Below are 26,660 nucleotides of genomic sequence, written 5' to 3'. Positions count from 1 at the left end.
TTTCCCCTGACGGGGACCAGAAAATGGAGAGCCGAAAATGGCAAAGAGTAAGTTTGAGCGCAACAAGCCGCACGTCAACATCGGCACGATCGGCCACGTCGACCACGGCAAGACGTCTCTGACGGCAGCGATCACCAAGTATTTCGGTGAGTTCAAGGCCTATGACCAGATCGACGCCGCTCCGGAAGAAAAGGCACGCGGCATCACCATCTCGACGGCGCACGTCGAGTATGAGACGCCTGCCCGTCACTACGCGCACGTCGACTGCCCCGGCCACGCCGACTACGTCAAGAACATGATCACCGGTGCAGCGCAGATGGACGGCGCGATCCTGGTTTGCTCGGCCGCTGACGGCCCGATGCCGCAGACCCGCGAGCACATCCTGCTCGCCCGTCAGGTTGGCGTTCCCGCGATCGTCGTCTTCCTCAACAAGGTTGACCAGGTCGACGACGCCGAACTGCTCGAGCTCGTTGAACTTGAAGTTCGCGAACTTCTGTCGTCCTACGACTTCCCGGGCGACGACATCCCGGTCGTCAAGGGTTCGGCTCTGGCCGCTCTTGAAGATTCGAACAAGACGATCGGTGAAGACGCGATCCGCGAGCTGATGGCTCAGGTTGACGCCTACATCCCGACGCCTGAGCGTCCGATCGACCAGCCGTTCCTGATGCCGATCGAAGACGTGTTCTCGATCTCTGGCCGTGGTACGGTTGTGACGGGTCGCGTTGAGCGCGGTATCGTCAAGGTCGGCGAAGAAATCGAAATCGTCGGCATCCGTCCGACGACGAAGACGACCTGCACGGGCGTTGAAATGTTCCGCAAGCTGCTCGATCAGGGCCAGGCTGGCGACAACATCGGCGCACTTCTGCGTGGCGTGACCCGCGATGCGGTTGAGCGTGGCCAGATCCTGTGCAAGCCCGGCTCTGTCAAGCCGCACAAGAAGTTCATGGCAGAAGCCTACATCCTGACGAAGGAAGAAGGCGGTCGTCATACGCCGTTCTTCACCAACTATCGTCCGCAGTTCTACTTCCGTACGACGGACGTGACCGGCATCGTGTCGCTTCCGGAAGGCACGGAAATGGTTATGCCGGGCGACAACGTCACGGTTGAAGTCGAGCTGATCGTTCCGATCGCGATGGAAGAAAAGCTGCGCTTCGCTATCCGCGAAGGCGGCCGTACCGTCGGCGCCGGCATCGTCGCTTCGATCATCGAGTAATCGATTGAGATGGCGGCCCTGGGCCACGAGCCCGGGGCCGCTTTTCGTTTCCGTCTGTTGATTGGTGCAAGCCAGTCATGCAGACAGCGCGCATGTCGCCAATTCGTCCAGTCGGGCGGATTGACGAGAGGCCGATTGCGGTGTATGTCGCCGGCCACGATCAGAATCGCACGGTGATTTGCACCGCGGTTCTCAGCGCTGCAGATTTCAAGGCCTGGTGACGGGCTGAGTTCGGCAGGGCTCCTCATGAATGAAGAGAGTGACAGGGGCACCCCGCGGTGCTGCTGTGATTTTTGAAAATTAGGGGCCGGCCAGTCATGGTAATTCACTGTCTCTGCGTATGCGGGACGCAAGAAAAGAAACAAGGACAAGTCGAATGAACGGCCAGAATATCCGCATCCGCCTGAAGGCGTTTGATCACCGGGTTCTCGATGCCTCCACGCGCGAGATCGTGCAGACGGCAAAGCGCACCGGTGCAAGCGTTCGCGGCCCGGTACCGCTCCCGACACGCATTGAAAAATTTACCGTCAACCGTTCGCCGCACGTCGACAAGAAGAGCCGCGAACAGTTCGAAATGCGCACGCATAAGCGCCTGCTCGACATCGTAGACCCGACCCCGCAGACCGTGGACGCGCTGATGAAGCTCGACCTGGCTGCCGGCGTTGACGTCGAAATCAAGCTCTAAGAAGAAATTCCGGCGAGAGCCGTAATAACAAGGAAGGTACGTGGCAAGACCTGCCAACGACTTCTCGAAACGGGAAACCCGATGGTTCGGAAGGGCCTGAGTGGAATCCTTAAACAAAGAGGAAAGGCCTGGATCACTTTTCCCGGCCGCGACTCTCAAGAGGAATGAACCAATGCGTTCAGGTGTGATTGCACAGAAAGTGGGAATGACCCGCGTCTATAACGACGCCGGCGAACATATCCCGGTAACAGTTCTGCGTCTGGATAACGTACAGGTCGTGGCTCAGCGCACGGCCGACAAGAACGGCTATGTCGCGCTTCAGCTCGGTGCCGGTACGTCGAAGGTCAAGAACACGTCGAAGGGCCTTCGTGGTCACTTCGCAGCTGCGAGCGTTGAGCCCAAGGCCAAGCTCGTTGAATTCCGCGTTTCCGAAGACAACCTCATCGATGTCGGCGCACAGCTGACCGCGAGCCATTTTGAAGCCGGCCAGCTAGTCGACGTCACGGGCACGACGATCGGTAAGGGTTTCGCCGGTGCCATGAAGCGTCACAACTTCGGTGGTCTTCGTGCGACCCACGGTGTTTCCGTTTCGCACCGCTCGCATGGTTCGACCGGTTCGAACCAGGATCCGGGCAAGGTCTGGAAGGGCAAGCGCATGGCTGGTCATATGGGTCAGACGCGCGTCACCACCCAGAACCTCGAAGTCGTTTCGACCGATGAAGATCGTGGTCTTATCCTTGTGAAGGGCGCCGTTCCCGGCTCCAAGGGTTCCTGGATCATCGTCCGCGACGCCGTGAAGTCGGCGAAGTAAGGGAGCCAAGCACATGGAATTGAACGTCAAGACCCTCGAGGGCACGGACGCCGGCAAGCTTTCTCTGTCGGACGAAATCTTCGGCCTTGAGCCCCGCGAAGACCTGATCGCTCGCATGATCCGCTACCAGCTCGCCAAGAAGCGCGCCGGTACGCACAAGACCAAGGGCCGTTCGGAAGTTTCCCGCACTGGCTCCAAGATGTACAAGCAGAAGGGCACCGGTCGTGCTCGTCACCATTCGGCCCGCGCTCCGCAGTTCCGCGGCGGTGGTAAGGCTCATGGCCCGGTTGTTCGCAGCCACGCTCATGATCTGCCGAAGAAGGTTCGTGCGCTCGCTCTGCGCCACGCTCTCTCTGCCAAGATGAAGTCGGAAGACGTGATCATCGTCGACAACCTGGTGGCTGCTGAAGCCAAGACCAAGCTGCTCGTCGGTAGCTTCGCCTCGCTCGGCCTCACCAACGCTCTCGTCATCGGCGGCGCCGAAATCGACAGCAACTTCAAGCTCGCCGCTTCGAACATCCCGAACATCGATGTTCTGCCGGTTCAGGGCATCAACGTTTATGACATCCTGCGCCGTGGCAAGCTCGTGCTTTCCAAGGCTGCGGTGGAAGCTCTGGAGGAGCGGTTCAAATGACGGATCTTCGCCACTATGATGTGATCGTATCTCCGTCGATCACGGAAAAGTCGACCATGGTGTCTGAGTTCAACCAGGTCGTCTTCAACGTCGCCAAGGGTGCAAGCAAGCCGGAAATCAAGGCTGCTGTCGAAGCCCTCTTCGGCGTCAAGGTCACCGCCGTCAATACGCTCGTCCGCAAGGGCAAGACCAAGCGTTTCCGCGGCTTCGCCGGCAAGCAGAAGGACGTCAAGAAAGCCGTCGTGACGCTCGCCGAAGGTCAGTCCATCGACGTGTCGACGGGCGTCTGAGGTAGGGAACAAGAACAATGGCATTGAAAAGCTACAATCCGACGACCCCCAGCCAGCGTCAGCTGGTCATCGTCGACCGCTCTGGCCTCTGGAAGGGCAAGCCGGTCAAGGCGCTGACGGAAGGTCTCTCGAAGAGCGGTGGCCGTAACAACTACGGTCGCATCACCGCTCGCTTCATCGGTGGTGGTCATAAGCGCACCTATCGTCTGGTTGACTTCAAGCGTCGCAAGTTCGACGTCGAAGGCACCGTCGAGCGCCTGGAATACGACCCGAACCGTTCGGCCTTTATCGCTCTCGTCACCTACACCGACGGCGAGCAGGCCTACATCCTTGCTCCGCAGCGCATCGCTGCCGGCGACAAGGTCATCGCATCGGAAAAGGCTGTCGACGTAAAGCCCGGCAACACCATGCCGCTGCAGTACATCCCGGTCGGTTCGATCGTCCACAACGTCGAGATGAAGCCTGGCAAGGGCGGTCAGATTGCACGTTCGGCTGGCACCTACGTCCAGCTGGTCGGCCGCGATGCCGGCATGGCAATCCTGCGCCTGAACTCGGGTGAGCAGCGTCTGGTTCCGGGCTCCTGCCTGGCAACCATCGGCGCCGTTTCCAACCCGGACCACGGCAACACCAACGACGGCAAGGCCGGTCGTACCCGTTGGCGCGGCAAGACCCCGCACAACCGCGGTGTCGTCATGAACCCAGTCGACCACCCGCACGGTGGTGGTGAAGGCCGCACATCCGGTGGTCGTCACCCGGTTTCCCCGTGGGGTAAGCCGACCAAGGGCAAGCGGACTCGCTCGAACAAGTCGACTGACAAGTTCATCATGCGTTCGCGCCACCTGAAGAAGAAGTAAGAGAGGTAGTCAGAAATGGCTCGTTCAGTATGGAAAGGCCCGTTCGTCGACGGCTATCTTCTCAAGAAGGCTGAGAAGGTTCGCGAGACCGGCCGCAGTGAAGTGATCAAGATGTGGAGCCGTCGCTCTACCATCCTGCCGCAGTTCGTAGGTCTCACCTTCGGCGTTTACAACGGCTCGAAGCATGTGCCCGTCTCGGTCAACGAAGACATGGTCGGACACAAGTTTGGTGAATTCGCTCCCACCCGGACCTATTACGGTCACGGTGCGGACAAGAAGGCGAAGAGGAAGTAACGATGGGCAAGGCTAAAACCGAACGCCGGCTCAAGGACAACGAAGCGCAGGCAGTCGCCCGCACGATCCGCGTCAGCCCCCAGAAGCTCAACCTGGTTGCCGCGCTCATCCGCGGCAAGAAGGTCGAGCGCGCTCTCGCTGAGCTGGAATTCTCCCGCAAGCGTATCGCCGCAACCGTTCGCAAGACTCTCGAGTTTGCGATCGCCAACGCCGAGAACAACCATGACCTCGACGTCGACCAGCTGGTCGTCGCCGAAGCCTATGTTGGCAAGTCGATCACCATGAAGCGTTTCCACGCTCGTGGCCGCGGCCGCGCATCGCGCATCGAAAAGCCGTTCTCGCACCTCACCATCGTGGTGCGTGAAGTCGAAGCCAAAGGGGAGGCCGCATAATGGGTCAGAAAATCAATCCGATTGGCTTCCGCCTCGGGATCAATCGCACCTGGGATAGCCGTTGGTTCGCCGACAACGCCGAATACGGCAAGCTGCTCCACGAAGACCTGAAGATCCGCAAGTATCTGATGGACGAGCTGAAGCAGGCCGGCATCGCCAAGGTTGTCATCGAGCGTCCGCACAAGAAGTGCCGCGTCACGATCCACTCGGCTCGCCCGGGTCTGATCATCGGCAAGAAGGGTGCAGACATCGAGAAGCTTCGCAAGAAGATCTCCTCGATGACCAACTCGGAAACCCACCTCAACATCGTTGAAGTGCGCAAGCCGGAAGTCGACGCAACGCTCGTTGCTCAGTCGATCACCCAGCAGCTCGAGCGTCGTATTGCATTCCGTCGCGCCATGAAGCGCGCCGTTCAGTCGGCCATGCGTCTCGGTGCCGAAGGCATCAAGATCACCTGCGCCGGCCGTCTCGGTGGTGCCGAAATCGCTCGTACCGAATGGTACCGCGAAGGTCGCGTTCCGCTCCACACCCTGCGTGCAGACATCGATTACGGTACGGCTGAAGCCGAAACCGCATACGGCATCTGCGGCGTGAAGGTCTGGATCTTCAAGGGCGAAATCCTCGAGCACGATCCGATGGCATCGGAACGCCGTGCGATGGAGGGCGATGCCCAGGGTCCCGCAAGCCGCGAACGCGGTGATCGTGGCGACCGTCGCCGCGAGAACGCTTGATTGAACGCTGGCGAAAGATAAGCTCGGAGAAGTAAGAAAATGTTGCAGCCAAAGCGTACAAAGTACCGCAAGCAGTTCAAGGGCCGCATCAAGGGCGTCGCCAAGGGCGGTTTTGATCTGGCATTCGGTGAATTCGGCCTGAAGGCTCTGGAACCGAACCGCGTGAACGCTCGCGAAATTGAAGCAGCCCGTCGTGCGATCACCCGCTACATGAAGCGTGCTGGTCGCGTGTGGATCCGCGTATTCCCTGACGTTCCGGTCACGGCCAAGCCGACCGAAGTTCGTATGGGTAAGGGTAAGGGTTCGGTCGAATACTGGGCATGCAAGGTCAAGCCCGGCCGTATCATGTTCGAGATCGACGGCGTATCGGAAGAGATCGCGCGCGAGGCTCTCCGCCTCGGTTCCGCCAAGCTCTCTGTCACGACGCGCTTCGTACAGCGCATTGCAGAGTGAGGATCAAGTCGATGAAAGCCGTAGACGTACGCGCCATGAGCGCTGACCAGCTGAACGACGAGCTTGCAAAGCTGAAGAAGGAGCAGTTCAACCTGCGCTTCCAGAAGGCCACCGGCCAGCTCGAGAAGTCTTCCCGTATTCAGGAAGTCCGTCGTGACATCGCACGCGTGAAAACCATTGCCCGCCAGAAGGCGGCAGAAGCCAAGGCCTAAGGACCGAGAAATATGCCGAAACGCATTCTGCAGGGCGTAGTTGTCAGCGATAAGAACGACAAGACCATCGTTGTTCGCGTTGAGCGTCGATTCGCCCATCCTCTGCTTCAGAAGACCGTTCGCCGGTCCAAGAAGTACAAGGCACATGACGAAAACAATCAGTTCAAGACCGGTGACGTCGTTTCCATCCAGGAATGCGCTCCGATCTCCAAGGACAAGTGCTGGACGGTTATCACCGCCCAGGCTTAATTTACGGACTTCCTGCGCAAGGGCTTGCACCTTGCGCAGAAATCTGTATGAAGCAGGCCACTGGCTGAGAACGCTCGGAATCGGGCGTTCTTTTGCTTTGAGCGCACGGAAGGTCCCATATGGGAAACCACCCTGTATTTGTCTTCCCGCGCACACCAGAAATTTATCATAAGCCGGAATAGGGGGCCTCGGCCCAACCGTTCGGGTTACAACAAGAAGGCGACCTGACATGATTCAGATGCAGACTAACCTCGACGTGGCGGATAATTCCGGCGCACGTCGTGTCATGTGCATCAAGGTGCTGGGCGGCTCCAAGCGCAAGTACGCTTCCATCGGCGACATCATTGTCGTTTCGATCAAGGAAGCCATTCCGCGCGGCCGCGTGAAGAAGGGTGACGTGATGAAGGCGGTTGTCGTGCGCACCGCCAAGGACATCCGTCGCGCCGACGGCAGCGTCATCAGATTCGATAACAACGCAGCTGTTCTTATCGACAACAAGAAAGAGCCCATCGGCACCCGTATCTTCGGACCGGTTCCGCGCGAACTTCGCGCCAAGAACCACATGAAGATCATCTCGCTGGCTCCGGAAGTACTGTAAGGGAGCGACGAGCGATGAACAAGATTCGTAAGGGCGACAAGGTCGTCGTACTCGCTGGCAAGGACAAGGGCCGTTCGGGCGAAGTCCTCCAGGTCATGCCGAAGGAAGACCGTGCGGTCGTCCGTGGCATCAATGTTGTCAAGCGCCACCAGCGCCAGACGCAGACCGCGGAAGCCGGCATCATCAGCAAGGAAGCTTCGATCCATCTGTCGAACATCGCGATCGTCGACAAGGACGGCAAGCCGACCCGCGTCGGTTTCCAGGTCGTCGACGGCAAGAAGGTTCGTGTGGCCAAGCGTTCGGGAGAAGTGATCGATGGCTGAGTCCAAGTACGAGCCGCGGCTCAAGGTTGAATACGTAAACCGCATCCGCAAGGCGATGCAGGAGCAGTTCTCCTTCGCCAACGAGATGCAGATCCCGAAGCTGGACAAGATCGTCATCAACATGGGCGTGGGTGAGGCAACTGCCGACTCCAAGAAGCCCACCGTTGCTGCTGCTGACCTTGCTGCGATCGCCGGCCAGAAGCCGGTCATCACCAAGGCCCGCAACTCGATCGCTGGCTTCAAGGTTCGCGAGCACATGCCGATCGGCGCAAAGGTCACCCTGCGCGGCGCCCGCATGTATGAGTTCCTGGACCGCCTGGTCAACATCGCGCTTCCGCGCGTTCGCGACTTCCGCGGCCTGAACCCGAAGTCCTTTGACGGCCGTGGCAACTTCGCCATGGGCATCAAGGAGCACATTGTGTTCCCGGAGATCAACTACGATAAGGTTGATCAGATGTGGGGCATGGACATCATCGTTTGCACGACGGCGACCAACGACGACGAAGCTCGGGCTCTTCTGAAAGAGTTCAACTTCCCGTTCCGTCAGTAACCGTAACGACGAGCGTAGAAGAGGAACTTCAATATGGCGAAGACAAGCGCAGTTGAAAAGAACAAGCGCCGCCGCAAGATCGTCGCAAACCAGGCCGCAAAGCGCGCCGGGCTCAAGGCGATCATCATGAACCAGTCTCTTTCGATTGAAGAGCGGTTCAAGGCCACCCTGAAGCTGGCAGAACTGCCGCGCGATGGCTCCAAGACCCGTATTCGCAACCGTTGCGAAGTCACTGGTCGTCCGCGTGCATTCTACCGCAAGCTTGGAATGTCGCGTATCGCGCTTCGTGAGCTTGGCAACACCGGCAAGGTGCCGGGCGTTGTAAAGTCGAGCTGGTAAGGAGACGCCAATATGACGATGACTGATCCGTTGGGCGATATGCTCACCCGTATCCGGAATGGTGCCGCTCGCCGCAAGAGCTCTGTCACCACCCCGGCCTCCAAGCTCCGTGCCCGCGTTCTCGACGTTCTGCAGGCCGAAGGCTACATCCGTGGCTACAGCCAGGTCGATTACGACAATGGCAAGTCCGAGATCACGATCGAACTGAAGTACTACGAAGGTTCTTCGGTCATTCGCGAAATCGGCCGCGTATCCAAGCCGGGCCGCCGAGTTTATGTCTCGGTTAAGTCCATCCCGCAGGTCGCGAACGGCCTCGGCATCACCATCCTTTCGACTCCGAAGGGTGTGATGGCCGATCACCAGGCTCGCGAACAGAACGTTGGTGGTGAGGTACTCTGCTCCGTCTTCTAAGACGGGCAGGGGATCTCCATAGCGAACAGACAGGATAAAAACTATGTCTCGTATCGGTAAGAAGCCCGTTCCGGTTCCGGCTGGTGTGACCGCCTCTGTCGAAGGCCAGAAGGTCTCCGTCAAGGGCCCGAAGGGTGAACTTTTCTTCGTCGCAAACGACGAAATCTCCGTGAAGCTCGAAGACAACGCTGTTGTCGTTCAGCCGAACAACGACTCCAAGGATGCTCGTTCGAAGTGGGGCATGTCCCGCACGATGATCGAAAACATCCTGAAGGGTGTTAAGGACGGTTACGAGCGCAAGCTCGAAATCAACGGCGTTGGTTACCGTGCGTCGCTTCAGGGCAAGAACCTGCAGCTGGCACTCGGCTTCAGCCATGATGTCGTCTATGAGCCGCCGGTTGGCATCTCGATTGCTGTTCCGAAGCCGACCGAAATCATCGTGTCCGGCATCAACAAGCAGCAGGTCGGCCAGGTTGCCGCCGAGATCCGCGAATATCGCGGTCCGGAGCCCTACAAGGGCAAGGGCGTCAAGTATGCCGAAGAGCGGATCGTCCGCAAAGAAGGCAAGAAGAAGTAAGGATCGCGCGAAATGGCAAGCAGAAAAGAAGCACTTGTTCGCCGTGCGAACCGCGTACGGCGTCAGATCAAGGCGGTGGCAAATGGCCGTCCGCGTCTGTCGGTACATCGCTCTTCGAAGAACATCTACGCTCAGATCATCGACGACGTCGCTGGCAAGACCCTTGCGGCTGCCTCGACCCTCGATGGTGGCCTGAAGGCCGAGCTCAAGACCGGAGCCGACATCGCAGCAGCTGCTGCCGTTGGCAAGCTGGTTGCCGAGCGCGCTGTCAAGGCTGGCGTGAACGAAGTTGTCTTCGACCGTGGCGCCTTCATCTATCACGGCCGCATCAAGGCTCTCGCCGAAGCGGCTCGTGAAGGTGGTCTGACCTTCTAAGACTGAATTTCCACCCGGGCTTGCGTCCGGGTGGATTTCCGGCTTTATGCCGGTCACACCGGATTCCACCTTGACCCGACAGGGCAGGGTGGAACTTTGCGTAATCTGCCGATTGCACCCGGAAAAGAAAAAGGAAAAGGACAATGGCACAAGAAAAGCGTGGTTCGCGGGATGACCGTCAGAACCGTGAAGAGCGCGATAGCGAGTTTGTCGACAAGCTGGTCGCCATCAACCGCGTCGCCAAGGTCGTCAAGGGCGGCCGTCGTTTCGGCTTCGCAGCCCTCGTCGTCGTCGGCGACCAGAAGGGCCGTGTAGGCTTCGGTCATGGCAAGGCACGTGAAGTGCCGGAAGCCATCCGCAAGGCGACCGAAGCTGCAAAGCGCGACTTGATCTTCGTTCCCCTGCGTGACGGCCGTACGCTGCATCACGACGTCAATGGCCGCCACGGCGCCGGCAAGGTTCTGCTGCGCTCCGCCAAGGCCGGTACCGGTATCATCGCCGGTGGTCCGATGCGCGCCGTCTTCGAAACGCTCGGCATGTCCGACGTTGTCGCCAAGTCGACCGGTTCGTCGAACCCGTACAACATGGTTCGCGCTACCTTCGACGCCCTGAAGCACCAGGTGCATCCGAAGGACGTCGCTGCTCAGCGTGGTCTGAAGTATGCTACCCTCCAGGCTCGCCGCGCTGCTTCTGGCAACGCAGCTGAAGAATAAGAGGAGTCTGATCCATGGCCAAGGCTACGAAGAAGACTGAAGCAAAGACGATCACGGTCGAGCAGATCGGTTCGCCTATTCGCCGTCCGGCTGTCCAGCGCGCAACGCTGGTTGGTCTGGGCCTCAACAAGATGCACCGGGTCCGCACCCTGGAAGATACACCTTCCGTTCGTGGCATGATCCGTGCTGTCCAGCATCTCGTTCGCGTCGTCGACGAGAAGTGAGACGGGGGAAGTCATCATGAAACTGAATGAAATCAAAGACAACGAAGGCGCTTCCAAGGAACGTATCCGCGTAGGTCGCGGTATCGGTTCTGGCAAGGGCAAGACCGGTGGTCGCGGCGTCAAGGGTCAGAAGGCTCGTTCTGGCGTTGCCATCAACGGCTTCGAAGGCGGTCAGATGCCTATCTACCGTCGTCTGCCGAAGCGCGGCTTTAACAACATCTTCGCATCGGAATACGTCACCGTTTCGCTCGGCCGTATTCAGACCGCGATCGATGCTGGCAAGCTCGACGCCAAGGCAACGGTTGATGCCGCTTCGCTCAAGGCAGCCGGCGTGATCCGTCGCACCAAGGACGGCGTGCGCGTGCTCTCCGATGGCGAACTGAAGGCCAAGGTCACGATCGAAGTCGCCGGCGCCTCCAAGGCAGCCGTCGAGAAGATCGAAAAGGCCGGCGGTTCCATCAAGCTGCTCGAAGCAGCCAAGGAAGCCGCTGAATAAGTGAAAGACAATCGCCCGGGGTGCTTCACACCGGGCGATTTTGCTCCCATATGTGAGCCTCACGATCCCAGGACGGAATGGACGTCGTTTCGTCTTCCGGGTCATCTGGAAAACACGAGTGTGAGGCATGCGGTTGTTCGCAACTTCTCCCGCGCCCTGTTTTCTTAAAAACAGTTTGAACGAATAGCCTCCGGTTTCGACGGATTACCGTCGCCGGTTTAGGTTTGCGGAGAATTCTATGGCTTCTGCAGCGGAACAACTGGCCTCGAACCTCAACTTCTCGACTTTCGCCAAGGCGGAAGATCTGAAGAAGCGTCTGTGGTTCACTCTGGCCGCATTGCTGGTTTATCGCCTCGGCACGCATATTCCGCTGCCCGGCCTCAACCCGGAGGCTTATGCCGCGGCCTTCCAGGGCCAGTCCGGTGGTATCCTCGGTCTTTTCAACATGTTTGCCGGTGGCGCCGTCGAGCGCATGGCGATCTTCGCGCTGGGCATCATGCCCTACATCTCCGCGTCGATCATCGTGCAGCTGATGACGTCGGTCGTGCCGTCCCTCGAGCAGCTCAAGAAAGAGGGCGAGCAGGGCCGCAAGATCATCAACCAGTATACCCGCTACGGCACCGTGCTTCTCGGCACGCTGCAGGCCTACGGCATTGCCGTCGGTCTCGAATCGGGGCAGGGAATCGTTGCCGATCCAGGCTGGTTCTTCCGCATTTCGACCGTTCTGACGCTGCTTGGCGGCACCATGTTCCTGATGTGGCTCGGTGAGCAGATCACCTCGCGCGGCATCGGCAATGGTATTTCGCTGATCATCTTCGCCGGCATCGCGGCCGGTTTGCCGGCCGCTGTCGCCCAGACGCTTGAACTCGGCCGCACCGGCGCGCTGTCCACCCTGATGATTCTCACCGTCATCTTCGTGGCCATCGCCGTCATCGCGCTGATCGTCTTCGTCGAGCGTGCTCAGCGCCGTCTTCTGATCCAGTATCCGAAGCGCCAGGTCGGCAACCGCATGTTCCAGGGCGACACCTCGCACCTGCCGCTGAAGCTGAACACTGCAGGCGTCATTCCGGCGATCTTTGCCTCGTCGTTGCTGCTCCTGCCGGCCACCGCCGCTGGCTTCTCCGGCAACAGTCAGCTTCCGGGCTGGGCGACCACTGTGATCGCCGCTCTGCAGCATGGTCATCCGGTCTATATGATGCTCTACGGCGCGTTGATCGCCTTCTTCGCCTTCTTCTACACGGCTATCGTCTTCAACCCGAAGGATACGGCCGACAACCTGAAGAAGCATGGCGGCTTCATCCCCGGCATCCGCCCGGGTGAGCGCACCGCAGAGTACATCGACTACGTGCTGACCCGTATTACGGTCGTTGGCGCCGCCTACCTCGTTTTCGTCTGCGTCCTGCCTGAAATCCTCATCGCACGCACCGGGATCCCATTAGCCCTTGGTGGTACTTCGCTTTTGATTGTTGTCAGCGTGACCCTTGATACTGTAGCACAGGTTCAGGGACATCTGATCGCCCAGCAATATGAAGGCCTGATCAAGAAGTCGAAGTTGCGTGGAGGAAAGAGGGGACGATGAGACTGATTCTGTTAGGACCGCCGGGCGCGGGGAAGGGAACCCAAGCCCAGCGGATCGTGGAGAAGCACGGCATTCCGCAGCTCTCCACCGGTGACATGCTCCGTGCCGCGGTATCCGCGGGCACGGAGGTCGGCAAGCGCGCCAAGGCCGTGATGGATGCTGGCAAGTTGGTTTCCGACGATATCGTCATCGCCATCGTCTCCGAGCGCATCGATGCGCCCGACTGTGCCAATGGCTTCATCCTCGATGGCTTTCCCCGGACGCTCGTCCAGGCGGATGCCACCGAGGCGATGCTCAAGGGCAAGGACCTCGATCTGTCGGCAGTCGTCGAGATCCGCGTCGACGACGAGATCCTCGCGGATCGAATTGCCGGCCGCTACACCTGCGCAAACTGTGGCGCCGGTTATCACGACGAGAACCTGAAGCCGAAGGTGGATGGCGTCTGCGACAAGTGTGGTTCGACCCATTTCAAGCGTCGTCCCGACGATAACCGTGATACGGTCCGCACCCGCTTGCAGGCCTATTACAAGGAAACCTCGCCGCTGATCGGCTATTACCACGCCAAGGGTAAGCTACATTCGGTCGACGGCATGGGTGAGATCGATGCCGTCACCGGCGAGATCGAGGCCATTCTCGCCAAGCTCTAAAGGCTGGCAGTCCAAGAATCTTCGCGGGGCCGGTTGCTTTTGGCAGCCGATTCCGCTAAAGACCGCGCCAACTCGCGACATGACTGCGATCGGCGCGTTCTTCCAAAACGCTGGGAGACCGGGTTCGATCGTTTTGGTTTGTCGAGAACCCGAATTGTAATTGCGGTCCCTTTGGGCCGTGTAACGAGACACCACTTGCCGGATGGCAACTGGAAGCAAGGAGAATAGGCGTGGCACGTATCGCTGGCGTCAACATCCCGACTGCGAAGCGCGTTGTTATCGCGCTGACCTACATTCACGGGATTGGACCGAAGTTCGCATCTGAAATCATGGAGAAGGTCGGTCTTCCGGCTGACAAGCGCGTTCACCAGCTGACCGACGCTGAAGTTCTTCAGATCCGCGAAACCATCGACCGCGACTACCAGGTCGAAGGTGACCTGCGTCGCGATACCGCGATGAACATCAAGCGTTTGATGGACCTCGGCTGCTACCGTGGCCTGCGCCATCGTCGTGGTCTGCCGGTTCGCGGTCAGCGCACGCACACCAACGCCCGCACCCGCAAGGGTCCGGCGAAGGCGATCGCTGGTAAGAAGAAGTAATTTTTCGCGGCATTCGGAAAAGGGCAGTGGGCGTCAGGGTGACCTGATGCCCACTGCCTTCATCCTGTTGCCGCGATTGGTGTAGCCGCTGGCATTACGGCGGTGCTTAGATCAACTGAAAGGAAGACCATGGCCAAGGAAGCCACACGCGTTCGCCGTCGCGAACGTAAAAATATCTCGTCGGGCGTTGCTCACGTCAACTCGACCTTCAACAACACGATGATCACCATCACCGACGCACAGGGCAACGCAATTGCCTGGTCGTCTGCCGGTGCCAAGGGCTTCAAGGGTTCGCGTAAGTCGACCCCGTTCGCTGCCCAGATCGCTGCTGAAGACTGCGCCAAGAAGGCTCAGGAACACGGCATGAAGACGCTGGAAGTTGAAGTTTGCGGTCCGGGCTCCGGTCGTGAATCCGCTCTGCGCGCCCTCCAGGCTGCCGGCTTCATGATCACGTCCATCCGCGACGTGACCCCGATCCCGCACAATGGCTGCCGTCCGCGCAAGAAGCGTCGCGTCTAATCATTCTTCGTTTTGCCGGGCAGGCGGTTCGCCTTCCCGGTGCTTCTCATATTCGGCCGTCACGATTGAATGGTGATGGCGAACGGAAGGTAAAATCATGATTCAGAAGAATTGGCAGGAACTGATCAAGCCGAATAAGGTGGAATTCTCCTCCTCCGGCCGCACCAAGGCGACGCTCGTCGCCGAGCCGCTTGAGCGTGGCTTCGGCCTGACGCTCGGCAACGCTCTGCGTCGCGTTCTCCTGTCGTCGCTTCGTGGTGCAGCCGTCACGGCTGTCCAGATCGACGGCGTTCTGCACGAGTTCTCGTCTATCCCGGGCGTTCGCGAAGATGTCACCGATATCGTCCTGAACATCAAGGAAATCGCCATCAAGATGGACGGCGACGATGCCAAGCGCATGGTTGTCCGCAAGCAGGGTCCGGGCGTTGTAACCGCCGGTGACATCCAGACGGTCGGCGACATTGAGATCCTGAACCCCAACCACGTGATCTGCACCCTCGACGAGGGAGCCGAAATCCGTATGGAGTTCACGGTCAACAACGGCAAGGGTTACGTGCCGGCCGAGCGCAACCGCGCGGAAGATGCACCGATCGGTCTCATCCCGGTCGATAGCCTCTATTCGCCGGTCAAGAAGGTGTCCTACAAGGTCGAAAACACCCGTGAGGGCCAGGTTCTCGACTATGACAAGCTGCTGATGACCATCGAAACCGATGGTTCCGTCACCGGTGAGGACGCTGTCGCTTTCGCTGCCCGCATCCTTCAGGACCAGCTCGGCGTTTTCGTCAACTTCGACGAACCGCAGAAGGAAGCCGAAGAGGAAGCCGTCACCGAGCTCGCTTTCAACCCGGCGCTGCTCAAGAAGGTCGACGAGCTGGAGCTTTCGGTCCGCTCGGCAAACTGCCTGAAGAACGACAACATCGTTTACATCGGCGATCTGATCCAGAAGACCGAGGCAGAGATGCTGCGCACGCCGAACTTCGGCCGCAAGTCGCTGAACGAAATCAAGGAAGTTCTCGCTTCCATGGGCCTGCACCTCGGTATGGAAGTACCGGCATGGCCGCCCGAGAACATCGAAGATCTCGCGAAGCGTTACGAAGACCAGTATTAATAACAGTGAAGGCAGCCTCTAAATCTGCCTTTCCCCGTCAAACTGCGGGTGAATGCCCGTATGTGTCAGGAAACGGCAGCCTCTGAGACAGAGCCTGCACTTAAAGGAGAATAGCAATGCGCCACCAGAAAGCCGGCCGCAAGCTGAACCGTACCGCCAGCCACCGTAAGGCGATGTTCGCCAACATGGCGGCTTCGCTCATCCTGCATGAGCAGATCGTCACCACCCTGCCGAAGGCGAAGGAAATTCGCCCGATCGTCGAAAAGCTCGTAACGCTCGGCAAGCGCGGCGACCTGCATGCTCGCCGCCAGGCGATCTCGCAGATCCGCGACGTTACCGTCGTTGCCAAGCTGTTCGACGCCATCGCGACGCGCTACGCCACCCGCAACGGCGGCTACCTGCGTATCATGAAGGCCGGTTTCCGTCAGGGCGACAATGCCGCCATGGCTGTCATCGAGTTCGTCGAGCGCGACGTTGATGCCAAGGGCGCAGCCGACAAGGCCCGCGTCGCCGCTGAAGCCGAAGCTGAAGCAGCGTAAGTTACTTCCCCTAAGGGAAGGATGTGCAAAAGGCCGGGTGAGCGATCACCCGGCCTTTTGACGTTGGGGTATCTCTGGCATGGGCGCTTCTTTCCTCAGCGTTGAGTGGCGTGAGGCGTCTGCAAGGCCAGCCGCAGGGAGCCCGCCGATGGGGTAGGGGTATCTATATTAGAAATTGAATGCTAATAGATGTGCAATATAACTAATTGATCTGCGTCAAGGTCAAGCTGACGAACAGCGCTAATCTCCCTGCATCGAATTATCGATGTAAGCGAGGTTCCCAATGATTACTGCATCCATTTTCAGCAATGACAAAGACAAGCTCATCATCCCGCCGCTCTCGACCTTTTATGATAAGGTTGCCCAGCCCATGGCCTGGACGATCCTCCGTCTTGCTGTCGGCGGCATGCTGGTCATCGAAGGCTTGCCAAAAATCATGGCGCCTTTCGCCCAGGTTGGTTTCGTCGAGAAGCTCGGTTTCTATCCGGGCTGGCTCTGGTCCCCGACATTGGCCGTCATGCAGGTCTTGGGCGGCCTCCTGATCGCGCTCGGCCTCTTCACGAGGCCCGCAGCGCTGGCCAATGGCGTGATGCTGGCAATCACCCTCTATTTCCACATGGCCAACCCGTATGGCGACGCCTTCCTCACCCAGGCCGGCATCGATGCGCTGAAGGCAGGCAGCGATTTCTTCACGCCGCAGGCCATGGCACGGCTTGCTGATAGCGGCCATGTCTTCCTGCATCAGGTGCAGAGCAAGGCAGAACTCGCTTCGCTCTTCTGGACGGGTGGCGCCTTCCTTTTCGCCGCCTTTGGCGGCGGTTACCTCTCGCTCGACCAGCTGCTGTTCAAGAAGCAGTTCTGATACTTGCGAAGCACAAGGACACCCGGTCGAATGGCCGGGTGTCGTTTATTCAGTCTGGTGCCTCGGTGCAGCTACGCACCCGCCCCATCAGAAACGACCGCTCTGTCTCGTTCCCACTCAATTCAGCCGCTCGCTCAAACTCCACGCGCGCCTCAAACATCCGTCCCAGCCGCATCAGAAAATCGCCCTTCGCGGCATAGAGCGCCGCGTAACCGGCCAGCTGCGGCTCTGCCTCGATCTCCGCCAGCAGCAGCAGACCCGTCTCGGGTCCAAACGCCATCGCATGCGCCACCGCCCGGTTCAGCGCCACCACGGGCGAGGGGGAGCGTGCCAACAGCTTGTCGTAAAGCGCAGCACTCAGCGCCCAGTCCGTGTCCTCAAACCTTGCCGCCCGAGCATGCACGGCTGCGAGCGCCGCCTGCAGCGCATAGACCCCGTCTTCGCCGCCAAGCCGCTTCACCGCTAACAAGCCTTCCAGACCGCGCTGGATCAGCAACCTGTCCCAAAGCCGCCGGTTCTGCGTTTCCAGCGTCTGAGCACTGCCATCCGGTCCGATCCGCGCCTTGAAGCGCGATGTCTGCAACTCCATCAGTGCCAGCAGGCCATGTGCCTCCGGTTCCTCCGGTGCCAGCCCCACCAGGATGCGTCCGAGCCGCATCGCCTCTTCGCAAAGCTGCGGTCGGATCAAGTCTTCGCCTGAGCTCGCCGCATAACCCTCGTTGAAGATCAGGTAGATGACTTCCAGCACCGAGGCGAGGCGGGCACCGCGCGCCTCACCCACAGGTACTTCAAACGCCACATCGCCCTCGCGCAGGGTCTTCTTCGCCCGCACGATCCGCTGCGCCACTGTCGTTTCCTGCGTGAGAAAGGCCCGGGCGATCTCCTCCGTCGCCAGTCCGCCGATGACCTTCAGCGTCAGCGCCGTGCGCTGGTCGCGGGAGAGCAGCGGATGGCAGGCAGTAAAGATCAGCGACAGCCGCTCGTCGCCGATCTCGTTGTCGAGCGCGGCCTCGATGGCAGCCTGTTCGTCCCCCCTGCCGGTCTCGATGTCATGCGCCAATGCGGCCTCGTGCCGGGCCATCATCCGCCGTCGGCGCCAGAGATCGACGGCCCGGCGCTTCGCCGTCGTCATCAGCCAGCCGCCGGGATTGGGCGGTATGCCGGAAGCCGGCCATGCCGCGAGTGCCGCCACAAGCGCTTCCTGCGCCAGGTCCTCGGCGAGGCTCAGATCGCGGACATGTCTTGCGAGCCCGGCGACCAGCCGGACCCGCTCCATACGATAGATCCTCTCGATGTCCGGGGGCGCCAGCGCCTGGCTGTCTGCAACGTTCGGCCCCGCCTGTCCGTTTCGTGTCATGGTCCGGAGTATGGACACGGCTTGAGCCCGGTCAACCGCGGTCATCGTGTCAGGCGTCAACACCAGTCGTGTCGCCACCGGCAGCCGCCGGGTCCATCCAGAAGATCTCCCAGACATGTCCATCCGGGTCCTCGACCGAACGGCTCCACATGAAGCCGTGATCCTGCGGCGGGTTGGGGTCAGCCCGTCCGCCGGCAGCACTCGCTGCCCCCACAACCCGGTCGACATCCGCATGCGCTTCGACAGTCAGCGCCAGAAGCGTCTGGCTCGTCGCCTTGGCGTCTGCAATCGGACGGCTGGTGAAGGTCCGATAGAAGTCATGCGTCAGGATCATCACGCCGATCGTATCGGTCAGCATCATGCAGGTGGCATTGTCGTTCGAGAATTGCGGGTTCTTCGTCGCCCCCAGCGCCTCGTAGAAGCGGGTCGAGGCACCAAGATCCGTCACCGGCAGGTTGATGAAGATCATCTTGCTCATGACGGTTCAGCCCTTCGACTTCTGCTGAGCTGCAAGCCCTTCTGCCGCGCGGTCATGGCTCGCCTGGCCCTCGGGTGAGGCCACTTCGGCAAAGTCTTCCATCTCGTAGAAAGGCCGGATCTCGATTTCGCTTGGCGTCATCATCGGGTTCGGGCAACGCTTCACCCAGGCAACGGCCTCGTCCATGTCCTTGACCTCCCAGATCCAGTAGCCGGCGACCAGTTCCCGGGTCTCGGCAAAGGGCCCGTCGATCACCCGGCGGTCCGGACCGTTGAAGGCGATCCGCTTGCCCATCTTCGAGGGTTTCAAGCCGTCGCCCGAGAGCATGATCCCGGCCTGCACCAGTTCCTCGTTGAACTTGCCCATGGCCTCGAACAATTCGGGCGGCGGCATGATCCCTTCTTCGCTGTCTTCGGTCGCCTTCACCATCACCATGACACGCATGTCTTCACTCCTCTCGTTGTCAGGACCGCCCTTGCGATCCTGCTCCCCCAACGAATGAGCTAAACCCATTTCGACACGACATGCGAAAAAAATCTATCGCGGTCTATGTCTGTCACTTCGGAATGTGGATCGTCGCGCGGATATGCTTGAGCGAGGCGACGATCGTGAACGTCATCATCACCAGCAGCGTCCAGGAACTCCATTTGCCCAGATGCACGGTCGACCAGGCGCCCAGCTGGTTCGGATAGTGCCAGATTGCAAAGAAGGTCGAGATGTTCTCCGCCACCCAGATGAAGAAGCCGATCAGGATGAAGGCAAGCAGCATCGGCATCTGCCGGTCGCGGTCGAAGGGCCGGTAGATGACGGTGGTGCGCGCATAGAGCCCGATGGCAAGCGCTGCCAGATACCAGCGATAATCGCCGATATAATGGTGGGTGAAGAAGTTCAGATAGATGGCGACAGCCACGCCAATCGCCATCCAGTAGGGCGGGTGATGGCGGATCCTGACATCGAGCAATCGCCAGGCCTGGATGATGTAGCTGCCGACCGCAGCATACATGAAACCGGAGAACAGGGGCACGCCGAGCAGCTTCGTATAGGCGAAGTCCTGATAGGTCCAGGACGGATTGGCGCCAGCGGTCTTGAAGGCTTCAAGCGCGAAACCGACCACGTGGAAGAGGCAGATCGCCTTCAATTCGTCCATCGTCTCGAGCTTGGTCCAGACCATCCAGATCTGTATGGCAAGCGCGATGATCAGCAGCACGTCGTAGCGCGGAATACCGAAGAGGCCGGCGCGTGGCACCGCAAATATCGAGATGAAGAACAGGCCGGCAAACAGGCAGGCGCGCGCCTCCTTGATGCCGAACATGACGAACTCGACGACGAATCGCCTGATGCCGGTGAGATGAGGGTGCGGGGCATTGTCGATAAGTCGCCGATCCAGCGCACTCAGCAGATCCCTGCGCCCCTCTGCCACCAATGTCATTTGCCAGCCCCGCTGTTGCATTCCATTGCAACCTCAGTACTAAGCGCTGATGGACGAAATCAAGGCAACGATGTCACAACGCATGCGCCGGCTGGGGATAGCGCTTGCCATCATCGCGTGTGGCGTGGCTTTGAGGCTCGGCGGTTATGAGATCGGACTGCCGTTTTATCTGGTGAAATACGGTGGTTCGACGCTCTGGGGCGGCATGGTCTTTTTCCTCCTCGCCTCGCTTTTGCCCCGCCAGCCCCTCGGTCGCCTTGCGCTCTTGTCCATCATCGCGGCGGCCCTCATCGAGTTCAGCCGGCTCTATCACACACCCTGGCTCGATGAATTCCGTCTGACATTGGCGGGCGCTCTCCTGCTCGGGCGCATCTTCTCCTGGTGGAACATTGTCGCCTATGCCCTCGGCATTGTGATCGCTGCCCGGCTCGAGAACCGCCACTTGGCCCGCGCCAGCAGTATGCCTGGCTAACGCGCGGCTCTAGATGCGTGTGGTCAGGTCGATCAGCCACTCCGGCGAATATTCCAGAAGCCAGATCTCGATGGTCTTGTCGAAGCCTGAGACAACGAGCGCGCCTGTGATGATCAGCAGCCCGCCCATCAGGCTCTTGCCGGCCTGACCTAGCGTCAGCAGACGATGACGCGACCGTGCAAGTGCCTCGCGTGACAGCATTCCGATCAGGAGCAGCGGCAGCGCCGCACCGAAACCGAAGGCGACCATGGTCGTGATCACCTGCAGCAGGTTTTCGCCACGGGAAGCCATCAGCGAGGCAGCGCCGAGGGTAGGGCCAACACAGGGGCTCCAGACGGCGCCAAGAAGCAGACCGACGAGAAACTGCCCCTTGAGACCCTTGTCGTCGACCTGACCGAAGCGTGACTGCGACCAGGCCGCGACCGGTCCGGCGGCCGCAGCGACCCTATGCTGGGCCATCGGCACGATGAGAACCGCCCCAAACACGATCATGATGATCCCGGCCACCATCCGGAAGACGGCGAAGTCGAGGCCGACTGAGAAGCCGACCAGCGCGACGAAGAGACCGATCGTCACGAAGGAAAGCGTCAGCCCCGCCGCAAGCGCGACGGGTCCGTAGCGATGACGGTTGATCGCTGTTCCCAGAACAATCGGGATCAGCGGCAGTGTGCAGGGATTGAGCAGGGACAGCACGCCCGCGAGAAAGGCAAGGAGAGCGCTGCCCAGCATGGCATCATTGTCCCAGGGTCGAGGCGAAGAGCTGTTCGACCGAGGCCGGGTTCGTGTCCGCGACACTGCGGCCCGTCTCGTCTGCACCCTTGAACGCGATCAGCGTCGAGCGGTTCTGTGCCCCAAGACTGCGCATCTCGTCCTTTTGCTTGTCGTAGTCGAGCTTCAGGACGAGGACGTCCTTGAATTCCGGCTTGGCCGCCAGCGTGTCGATGATCTTGGTCTGGGCCCTGCAGGTGCTGCACCAGCTGGCTGTGACGTCGACGACCACCGATTTACCTTCCGCTTTCGCAGCTTCGAAAGCCGAAGCTTGGAAGGGCGCAATCTCGATGGCATTGGCAATACCGGCCGTGGCGAGCATCACGGCACCGGCAAGCGCCGCACTCCATGTCTTTCGAAGGCTTCTCATCGGTTACACCCCTTGTTTGTCGATTGTCGAAAAAGCTGTCAGGCCCGCGTCGCCGCCATGCGCTTGGCCCGCCGCCGCTCCATGATCTTCGGCCGTAGCAGCCGGTAACCGAGCAACAGGATCGTGACTGTGATATAGAAGGCCGCCTCCGGATCGATCACCTTCAGCGACAGCGCGTAGTGCAGGATTGCCACGAGCAGGATCGGATAGGTCAGCTTGTGCAGCTTGTTCCAGCGTTGACCGAGCCTCCGGATCGACCACTGGTTGGAGGTCAGCGCCAGCGGAATCAGCATCAAAAGCCCCGCCATGCCGAGCATGATGTAGGGACGCTTCAGGATGTCGCCGACGATCGAGGACAGGATCAGACCCCGGTCCAACGTCAGGTAGACGGCAAAATGCGCCAGCACGTAGTAGAATGCCAACAGACCGAGCGCGCGCCGATAGGCGATGAGATTGATGCCGAGCAGATCCCGCAATGGGGTGACAGCCAGGCCGAGGCAGAGGAAGCGGAAGGCCCAGAGCCCCAGCAGATGCTCGAAGGCACGCACGGGATCAGCGCCCAGTCCGCCAAAGATCCCGAGATAGAAGGCATAGAGCCCCGGCATCAGCCCGATGGCATAAAGCGCCCAGATTGACGCCGGCTTGTAGCGGGCGGGCAGGGCAGGGAGTGCAAGCGCAGCCATCAGTAGAACTTCGTTAGGTCCATGCCGTCATAGAGACTTGCGACCTCGTCGGCATAACCGTTGAACGGCAGCGTATCAATCCGCGCGCCACCGAAGAGCCCGTCCGCTTCGCCGATCCGCCGCTCGGTCGCCTGGCTCCAGCGGGGGTGATCGACAGCAGGATTGACGTTGGCGTAGAAGCCATACTCGGACGGCTGAAGCTTATTCCAGGTCGACACCGGCTCCTCTTCCGTCAGCGTGATCTTGACGATCGACTTGATGCCCTTGAAGCCGTATTTCCACGGCACGACGAGGCGGATCGGGGCTCCGTTCTGGTTGGGCAGCGTCTCGCCGTAGAGGCCGGTCGCAAGGATCGCCAGCGGATGGCGTGCCTCATCGAGGCGCAGGCCCTCGCGATAGGGCCATTCCAGCGCCTGGAAGATGCCGGCCTGTCCCTGCATCTCCTCGGGTCTTACAAGCGTTTCGAACGCCACATATTTCGCCGAACCCAGAGGCTCGACCCGGTCGAGCAGAGCCGAGATCGGGAAGCCGATCCACGGGATTACCATCGACCAGGCTTCCACGCAGCGCATCCGGTAGACGCGCTCTTCCATCTCAATCTCGCTCATGATCGTTTCGATGTCGATCACCTGCGGCTTGGCGACCAGTCCGCCCACTTCGATCGTCCAGGGCCGCGTGGTCAGAGACCCTGCATTGCGGGACGGATCTTCCTTGCCCGTGCCGAACTCATAGAAGTTGTTGTAGGTCGTCACGTCCTCTTTCGAGGTCAGCTTCTCATCGAGCTTGTAGATGCTGGGTTTTGCAGCCAGTGGCGCCGCCAAAGCCGGAGCGCCGAGCCCGGCCGCGGCGATGCCGCCGGCCGCTACACCCATGAAATGCCGTCGCTTGAGATAGAGCGACTTTGGCGTGATCTCGGAACTTGCAATCTTTGGCGGATGGTAGACCGGCATGGCAGACCTCTTGAGGCTTTCTCTGTCACTCTAAAATAGAAGACGGGAGCATAGAGACCAGAGTTTCATCGTCTGGAAAAGAAGTCCGACAGGAACAATTTCGTGTAGGTCCGCGCCGGCCGGCGCGTGTAAGGATCGGCGGCGTTCGCCGACACGCCTCAGCCGCACCAGTTCTGCTTGTGCCCTTCCCACCGATGAGCGATGCCGCGTGCGATCATGTCATCGCCGACAGAGCGTCCGTCGTGAAGGACCACCCGAAGCTTGCGGCCATACCGATCGGTGTCGCGACGCTCCCGGCGCTCCATCACGAGATCGCCGCCATTCAGGGCATCAAGCAGCGCAACCTGCGCCTCGAGCCCGAGCGCGCGTTCCCGCTCGCAGGCAGGGCGCCCGATCTCCGGCGTATTGATATCAGAGATCCGGTATTTCACCGCCCGATACCAGAAGGTATCGCCGTCGACGACGCAGTTGATCCGCTGCGCCCCGACACAGGTAACGAAGCGGCCTTCGATTGGCTCGGTACGGGGCGCGACCGCGCCGGTGATGGCGTAGTCGATCAGCTTGTTCGATGCCGGGACAACCAGATAGGAATAGGGAAGCTTTTCGAAATGAATGACGGCCAGCACCGCAAGGCAGGCCATCATCAGGATGCGGCGCATCCGGTAGAGTGCCTTGAACGGGTTCCAGCGCGGCGCAGGCTCGGGATTGAGCTTCTGGCGGGCATCTTTCAGCAGAATCACGCGGGCAGGTTTCCGGGTCATCATGACTCCCCTTTCCGCGGTAAACTCTAGTAAACACATCTTGCCGCAGGCTTAAGCCGATCACTAAAATGCGAACAAAGACGCACCCTCCGTGAGGTCAAGGCGTACCGATTTGCCCTTGGATGCTAGTGACAGGGCAGGGGACATGGCTTAGACCAGTTCCAAAGTGGCCGCCTTGCCTTGGCGCCGAGGGTGCAGGCATGGCGGCGAACAAGCCATCGAGGTGACACCCATGCCCGTCTATCGTTCGAGAACCACCACCCACGGCCGCAATATGGCCGGTGCCCGCGGCCTCTGGCGCGCGACCGGCATGAAGGACGGCGATTTCGGTAAGCCGATCATCGCGGTCGTCAACTCCTTTACCCAGTTCGTGCCAGGCCACGTCCACCTGAAGGACCTCGGCCAGCTCGTTGCCCGTGAAATCGAAGCCGCCGGCGGCGTGGCCAAGGAATTCAACACGATCGCCGTCGATGACGGCATCGCCATGGGCCATGACGGCATGCTCTATTCGCTGCCGTCGCGCGAAATCATCTCCGACTCGGTCGAATACATGGTCAACGCCCACTGCGCCGACGCCATGGTCTGCATCTCGAACTGCGACAAGATCACGCCCGGCATGCTGTCGGCCGCCATGCGCCTCAACATCCCCGCCGTCTTCGTGTCCGGCGGTCCGATGGAGGCCGGCAAGGCGATCCTGCAGGGCCGCAAGGTGGCACTCGATCTTGTCGATGCCATGGTTGCCGCTGCCGACGACAGCATCTCCGATGCTGAAGTAGATGAGATCGAAAAAGCCGCCTGTCCGACCTGCGGCTCATGCTCCGGAATGTTCACCGCAAATTCGATGAACTGCCTCACCGAAGCGCTTGGCCTGTCGCTGCCCGGCAATGGCTCGACGCTCGCCACCCATGCCGACCGCAAGCGCCTCTTCGTCGAGGCCGGCCACCTGATCGTCGACATCACCCGCCGCTACTATGAACAGAACGACGAAAGCGTTCTGCCGCGCAATGTTGCCTCCAAGCAGGCTTTTGAAAACGCCATGGCTCTCGACATCGCCATGGGCGGCTCGACCAACACGGTTCTGCACATCCTGGCCGCTGCCCATGAAGGCGGCATCGACTTCACCATGGACGATATCGACCGCCTATCGCGCAAGGTGCCCTGCCTGTCCAAGGTGGCGCCTGCCAAGCAGGACGTGCACATGGAAGACGTCCACCGTGCTGGCGGCATCATGCGCATCCTCGGCGAACTCGATCGCGGCGGCCTGATCAACCGCGATTGCCCGACCGTGCATGCCGAAACGCTTGGCCATGCCATCGACCGCTGGGACATCACCCGCACCAATTCGGAAACGGTTCGCGAATTCTTCAAGGCCGCCCCCGGTGGCGTTCGCACCACCCAGGCCTTCTCGCAGGCCTCGCGCTGGGATGATCTCGACACCGACGGCGAAAAGGGGGTCATCCGCTCGGTCGATCACCCGTTCTCCAAGGACGGCGGTCTCGCCGTTCTGAAGGGCAACATCGCGCTCGACGGCTGCATCGTGAAGACGGCCGGCGTCGATGAATCGATCCTGAAGTTCAAGGGCCCGGCCCGCGTCTTCGAAAGCCAGGATGACGCCGTCAAGGCCATCCTGTCGAACAAGGTCGTCGCCGGCGACGTCGTCGTCATCCGCTACGAAGGCCCGAAGGGCGGCCCCGGCATGCAGGAAATGCTCTATCCGACGAGCTATCTGAAGTCGAAAGGCCTCGGCAAGGCCTGCGCGCTGGTCACCGACGGTCGCTTCTCCGGCGGCACCTCCGGTCTTTCGATCGGTCATGCCTCGCCGGAAGCCGCCCAGGGCGGCGCGATCGGCCTGGTGCGCGAAGGCGACCTGATCGACATCGACATCCCGAACCGGACGATCAACCTCGTCGTCGACCCCGCCGAGCTGGACCGCCGCCGCGCCGAACAGGATGCCAAGGGCTGGTTCCCCGAAGAAAAGCGCAAGCGCAACGTCACGACAGCACTCAAGGCCTACGCCGCCTTCGCCTCGTCAGCCGACAAGGGCGCGGTGCGCCAGCTGCCGGAATAAAGGTCAACGGTCCTGCCACCTGCAAAATCAAAGACCCGCCGGAGCGA

At 60.3% G+C, this 26,660-nt stretch carries 40 protein-coding genes; 31 read left to right on the top strand and 9 right to left on the bottom strand.

What is annotated here, in order from left to right:
* Window positions 1-37: 37 nt before the first annotated feature.
* From tuf to SJY08_RS09190, 29 genes are all read left to right on the top strand, one after another.
* Window positions 38-1,213, top strand: a complete 1,176-nt coding sequence (gene tuf, locus SJY08_RS09330; RefSeq protein WP_069041580.1) for an elongation factor Tu — start codon at window positions 38-40, stop codon at window positions 1,211-1,213.
* 376 nt (window positions 1,214-1,589) lie between these two features.
* Window positions 1,590-1,898, top strand: coding sequence for a 30S ribosomal protein S10 (gene rpsJ, locus SJY08_RS09325; protein WP_009109911.1), 309 nt, complete (start codon window positions 1,590-1,592; stop codon window positions 1,896-1,898).
* Between the two features lie 172 nt (window positions 1,899-2,070).
* Complete coding sequence (gene rplC, locus SJY08_RS09320) at window positions 2,071-2,709, top strand: 50S ribosomal protein L3 (protein WP_006728687.1); 639 nt, start codon at window positions 2,071-2,073, stop codon at window positions 2,707-2,709.
* 13 nt (window positions 2,710-2,722) lie between these two features.
* Window positions 2,723-3,343, top strand: coding sequence for a 50S ribosomal protein L4 (gene rplD, locus SJY08_RS09315; protein ID WP_377275391.1), 621 nt, complete (start codon window positions 2,723-2,725; stop codon window positions 3,341-3,343).
* Window positions 3,340-3,633 (top strand): 50S ribosomal protein L23, encoded by a 294-nt coding sequence (locus SJY08_RS09310; protein WP_006728685.1) that lies wholly within the window; start codon window positions 3,340-3,342, stop codon window positions 3,631-3,633. Before rplD ends, SJY08_RS09310 begins: the two co-directional genes overlap by 4 nt.
* Before the next feature lie 17 nt (window positions 3,634-3,650).
* The gene (gene rplB / locus SJY08_RS09305) at window positions 3,651-4,487 is read left to right on the top strand and encodes a 50S ribosomal protein L2 (protein ID WP_006728684.1); all 837 of its coding nucleotides are present in this window, start codon (window positions 3,651-3,653) and stop codon (window positions 4,485-4,487) included.
* A gap of 15 nt (window positions 4,488-4,502) precedes the next feature.
* Window positions 4,503-4,781 carry a 30S ribosomal protein S19 gene (gene rpsS / locus SJY08_RS09300; protein ID WP_006728683.1) on the top strand — a complete coding sequence of 93 codons (279 nt, stop codon included), beginning with the start codon at window positions 4,503-4,505 and terminating at the stop codon, window positions 4,779-4,781.
* A gap of 2 nt (window positions 4,782-4,783) precedes the next feature.
* Window positions 4,784-5,173 carry a 50S ribosomal protein L22 gene (rplV, locus tag SJY08_RS09295; protein WP_377275390.1) on the top strand — a complete coding sequence of 130 codons (390 nt, stop codon included), beginning with the start codon at window positions 4,784-4,786 and terminating at the stop codon, window positions 5,171-5,173.
* A complete protein-coding gene (rpsC, locus tag SJY08_RS09290; protein ID WP_054150967.1) occupies window positions 5,173-5,904 on the top strand; it encodes a 30S ribosomal protein S3 in 732 nt (243 codons plus the stop codon). Before rplV ends, rpsC begins: the two co-directional genes overlap by 1 nt.
* Before the next feature lie 39 nt (window positions 5,905-5,943).
* Window positions 5,944-6,357 (top strand): 50S ribosomal protein L16, encoded by a 414-nt coding sequence (rplP, locus tag SJY08_RS09285; protein ID WP_006728680.1) that lies wholly within the window; start codon window positions 5,944-5,946, stop codon window positions 6,355-6,357.
* 11 nt (window positions 6,358-6,368) lie between these two features.
* Entirely contained in the window at window positions 6,369-6,569 is a 201-nt protein-coding gene (gene rpmC, locus SJY08_RS09280) for a 50S ribosomal protein L29 (RefSeq protein ID WP_006728679.1), read from the top strand.
* Window positions 6,570-6,581: 12 nt separating this feature from the next.
* On the top strand, window positions 6,582-6,818 hold the full coding sequence (gene rpsQ, locus SJY08_RS09275; RefSeq protein WP_054150968.1) for a 30S ribosomal protein S17: 237 nt from the start codon (window positions 6,582-6,584) through the stop codon (window positions 6,816-6,818).
* Between the two features lie 229 nt (window positions 6,819-7,047).
* Window positions 7,048-7,416 (top strand): 50S ribosomal protein L14, encoded by a 369-nt coding sequence (gene rplN, locus SJY08_RS09270; protein WP_006728677.1) that lies wholly within the window; start codon window positions 7,048-7,050, stop codon window positions 7,414-7,416.
* A 14-nt stretch (window positions 7,417-7,430) separates the two neighbouring features.
* Window positions 7,431-7,739, top strand: coding sequence for a 50S ribosomal protein L24 (gene rplX, locus SJY08_RS09265; RefSeq protein WP_054150969.1), 309 nt, complete (start codon window positions 7,431-7,433; stop codon window positions 7,737-7,739).
* Entirely contained in the window at window positions 7,732-8,289 is a 558-nt protein-coding gene (gene rplE / locus SJY08_RS09260) for a 50S ribosomal protein L5 (RefSeq protein WP_054150970.1), read from the top strand. The genes rplX and rplE overlap by 8 nt, the downstream gene beginning before the upstream one ends.
* Window positions 8,290-8,322: 33 nt before the next feature.
* Window positions 8,323-8,628, top strand: coding sequence for a 30S ribosomal protein S14 (rpsN, locus tag SJY08_RS09255; protein WP_054150971.1), 306 nt, complete (start codon window positions 8,323-8,325; stop codon window positions 8,626-8,628).
* Window positions 8,629-8,640: 12 nt separating this feature from the next.
* Window positions 8,641-9,039: a 30S ribosomal protein S8 gene (rpsH, locus tag SJY08_RS09250; protein WP_006728673.1), complete on the top strand. Its 399-nt coding sequence runs from the start codon at window positions 8,641-8,643 to the stop codon at window positions 9,037-9,039.
* A gap of 43 nt (window positions 9,040-9,082) precedes the next feature.
* Window positions 9,083-9,616, top strand: a complete 534-nt coding sequence (gene rplF, locus SJY08_RS09245) for a 50S ribosomal protein L6 (protein ID WP_006728672.1) — start codon at window positions 9,083-9,085, stop codon at window positions 9,614-9,616.
* A gap of 12 nt (window positions 9,617-9,628) precedes the next feature.
* On the top strand, window positions 9,629-9,991 hold the full coding sequence (gene rplR, locus SJY08_RS09240) for a 50S ribosomal protein L18 (protein ID WP_054150972.1): 363 nt from the start codon (window positions 9,629-9,631) through the stop codon (window positions 9,989-9,991).
* 143 nt (window positions 9,992-10,134) lie between these two features.
* The gene (gene rpsE / locus SJY08_RS09235; RefSeq protein ID WP_054150973.1) at window positions 10,135-10,704 is read left to right on the top strand and encodes a 30S ribosomal protein S5; all 570 of its coding nucleotides are present in this window, start codon (window positions 10,135-10,137) and stop codon (window positions 10,702-10,704) included.
* A 14-nt stretch (window positions 10,705-10,718) separates the two neighbouring features.
* On the top strand, window positions 10,719-10,928 hold the full coding sequence (gene rpmD, locus SJY08_RS09230; protein ID WP_006728669.1) for a 50S ribosomal protein L30: 210 nt from the start codon (window positions 10,719-10,721) through the stop codon (window positions 10,926-10,928).
* Window positions 10,929-10,944: 16 nt separating this feature from the next.
* A complete protein-coding gene (gene rplO / locus SJY08_RS09225; protein WP_069041579.1) occupies window positions 10,945-11,424 on the top strand; it encodes a 50S ribosomal protein L15 in 480 nt (159 codons plus the stop codon).
* A 238-nt stretch (window positions 11,425-11,662) separates the two neighbouring features.
* Entirely contained in the window at window positions 11,663-13,003 is a 1,341-nt protein-coding gene (gene secY, locus SJY08_RS09220) for a preprotein translocase subunit SecY (RefSeq protein ID WP_054150975.1), read from the top strand.
* On the top strand, window positions 13,000-13,650 hold the full coding sequence (locus SJY08_RS09215) for an adenylate kinase (protein ID WP_054150976.1): 651 nt from the start codon (window positions 13,000-13,002) through the stop codon (window positions 13,648-13,650). The genes secY and SJY08_RS09215 overlap by 4 nt, the downstream gene beginning before the upstream one ends.
* A 230-nt stretch (window positions 13,651-13,880) precedes the next feature.
* Complete coding sequence (rpsM, locus tag SJY08_RS09210; RefSeq protein WP_054150977.1) at window positions 13,881-14,249, top strand: 30S ribosomal protein S13; 369 nt, start codon at window positions 13,881-13,883, stop codon at window positions 14,247-14,249.
* 129 nt (window positions 14,250-14,378) lie between these two features.
* Complete coding sequence (gene rpsK, locus SJY08_RS09205) at window positions 14,379-14,768, top strand: 30S ribosomal protein S11 (protein ID WP_006728663.1); 390 nt, start codon at window positions 14,379-14,381, stop codon at window positions 14,766-14,768.
* A 97-nt stretch (window positions 14,769-14,865) separates the two neighbouring features.
* Complete coding sequence (locus SJY08_RS09200) at window positions 14,866-15,876, top strand: DNA-directed RNA polymerase subunit alpha (protein WP_006728661.1); 1,011 nt, start codon at window positions 14,866-14,868, stop codon at window positions 15,874-15,876.
* 116 nt (window positions 15,877-15,992) lie between these two features.
* Complete coding sequence (gene rplQ / locus SJY08_RS09195; protein ID WP_054150978.1) at window positions 15,993-16,415, top strand: 50S ribosomal protein L17; 423 nt, start codon at window positions 15,993-15,995, stop codon at window positions 16,413-16,415.
* A 283-nt stretch (window positions 16,416-16,698) separates the two neighbouring features.
* Window positions 16,699-17,277, top strand: coding sequence for a DoxX family protein (locus tag SJY08_RS09190; protein ID WP_377275389.1), 579 nt, complete (start codon window positions 16,699-16,701; stop codon window positions 17,275-17,277).
* Between the two features lie 49 nt (window positions 17,278-17,326).
* Here the strand turns inward: SJY08_RS09190 and SJY08_RS09185 are convergent, their stop codons facing one another.
* The 4 genes from SJY08_RS09185 to SJY08_RS09170 all read right to left on the bottom strand — a co-directional run bounded on the left by SJY08_RS09185 (window position 17,327) and on the right by SJY08_RS09170 (window position 20,541).
* Complete coding sequence (locus SJY08_RS09185) at window positions 17,327-18,634, bottom strand: RNA polymerase sigma factor (RefSeq protein WP_377275388.1); 1,308 nt, start codon at window positions 18,632-18,634, stop codon at window positions 17,327-17,329.
* A 49-nt stretch (window positions 18,635-18,683) separates the two neighbouring features.
* Window positions 18,684-19,112 (bottom strand): VOC family protein, encoded by a 429-nt coding sequence (locus tag SJY08_RS09180; protein WP_377275387.1) that lies wholly within the window; start codon window positions 19,110-19,112, stop codon window positions 18,684-18,686.
* Between the two features lie 6 nt (window positions 19,113-19,118).
* A complete protein-coding gene (locus SJY08_RS09175; protein ID WP_377275386.1) occupies window positions 19,119-19,556 on the bottom strand; it encodes a YciI family protein in 438 nt (145 codons plus the stop codon).
* A gap of 112 nt (window positions 19,557-19,668) precedes the next feature.
* The gene (locus SJY08_RS09170) at window positions 19,669-20,541 is read right to left on the bottom strand and encodes a DUF817 domain-containing protein (protein WP_069041573.1); all 873 of its coding nucleotides are present in this window, start codon (window positions 20,539-20,541) and stop codon (window positions 19,669-19,671) included.
* Between the two features lie 49 nt (window positions 20,542-20,590).
* Here SJY08_RS09170 and SJY08_RS09165 point away from each other — a divergent pair, with 49 nt between their 5' ends.
* A complete protein-coding gene (locus SJY08_RS09165; RefSeq protein ID WP_377275384.1) occupies window positions 20,591-21,013 on the top strand; it encodes a DUF2809 domain-containing protein in 423 nt (140 codons plus the stop codon).
* 9 nt (window positions 21,014-21,022) lie between these two features.
* Here SJY08_RS09165 and SJY08_RS09160 read toward each other — a convergent pair whose 3' ends face one another.
* The 5 genes from SJY08_RS09160 to SJY08_RS09140 all read right to left on the bottom strand — a co-directional run bounded on the left by SJY08_RS09160 (window position 21,023) and on the right by SJY08_RS09140 (window position 24,545).
* A complete protein-coding gene (locus tag SJY08_RS09160; RefSeq protein ID WP_377275383.1) occupies window positions 21,023-21,742 on the bottom strand; it encodes a cytochrome c biogenesis CcdA family protein in 720 nt (239 codons plus the stop codon).
* Between the two features lie 4 nt (window positions 21,743-21,746).
* Complete coding sequence (locus SJY08_RS09155) at window positions 21,747-22,151, bottom strand: thioredoxin family protein (RefSeq protein WP_069041570.1); 405 nt, start codon at window positions 22,149-22,151, stop codon at window positions 21,747-21,749.
* Window positions 22,152-22,189: 38 nt separating this feature from the next.
* Window positions 22,190-22,837, bottom strand: a complete 648-nt coding sequence (gene msrQ / locus SJY08_RS09150) for a protein-methionine-sulfoxide reductase heme-binding subunit MsrQ (protein WP_194842831.1) — start codon at window positions 22,835-22,837, stop codon at window positions 22,190-22,192.
* On the bottom strand, window positions 22,834-23,784 hold the full coding sequence (gene msrP / locus SJY08_RS09145; RefSeq protein WP_069041568.1) for a protein-methionine-sulfoxide reductase catalytic subunit MsrP: 951 nt from the start codon (window positions 23,782-23,784) through the stop codon (window positions 22,834-22,836). Before msrP ends, msrQ begins: the two co-directional genes overlap by 4 nt.
* A gap of 158 nt (window positions 23,785-23,942) precedes the next feature.
* Window positions 23,943-24,545, bottom strand: coding sequence for a thermonuclease family protein (locus tag SJY08_RS09140; RefSeq protein WP_377275382.1), 603 nt, complete (start codon window positions 24,543-24,545; stop codon window positions 23,943-23,945).
* A 232-nt stretch (window positions 24,546-24,777) separates the two neighbouring features.
* On the opposite strand from SJY08_RS09140, the gene ilvD reads away from it, so the two are divergent.
* On the top strand, window positions 24,778-26,613 hold the full coding sequence (gene ilvD, locus SJY08_RS09135) for a dihydroxy-acid dehydratase (RefSeq protein ID WP_054150990.1): 1,836 nt from the start codon (window positions 24,778-24,780) through the stop codon (window positions 26,611-26,613).
* The last annotated feature ends 47 nt before the right edge of the window (window positions 26,614-26,660 follow it).

This window comes from Rhizobium sp. R86522 (genome assembly GCF_042466255.1).
Classification (GTDB): Bacteria; Pseudomonadota; Alphaproteobacteria; order Rhizobiales; family Rhizobiaceae; genus Allorhizobium.
Note: the sequence above shows the minus strand (reverse complement) of the source record. Positions and strands in the feature narration are given on the sequence as shown.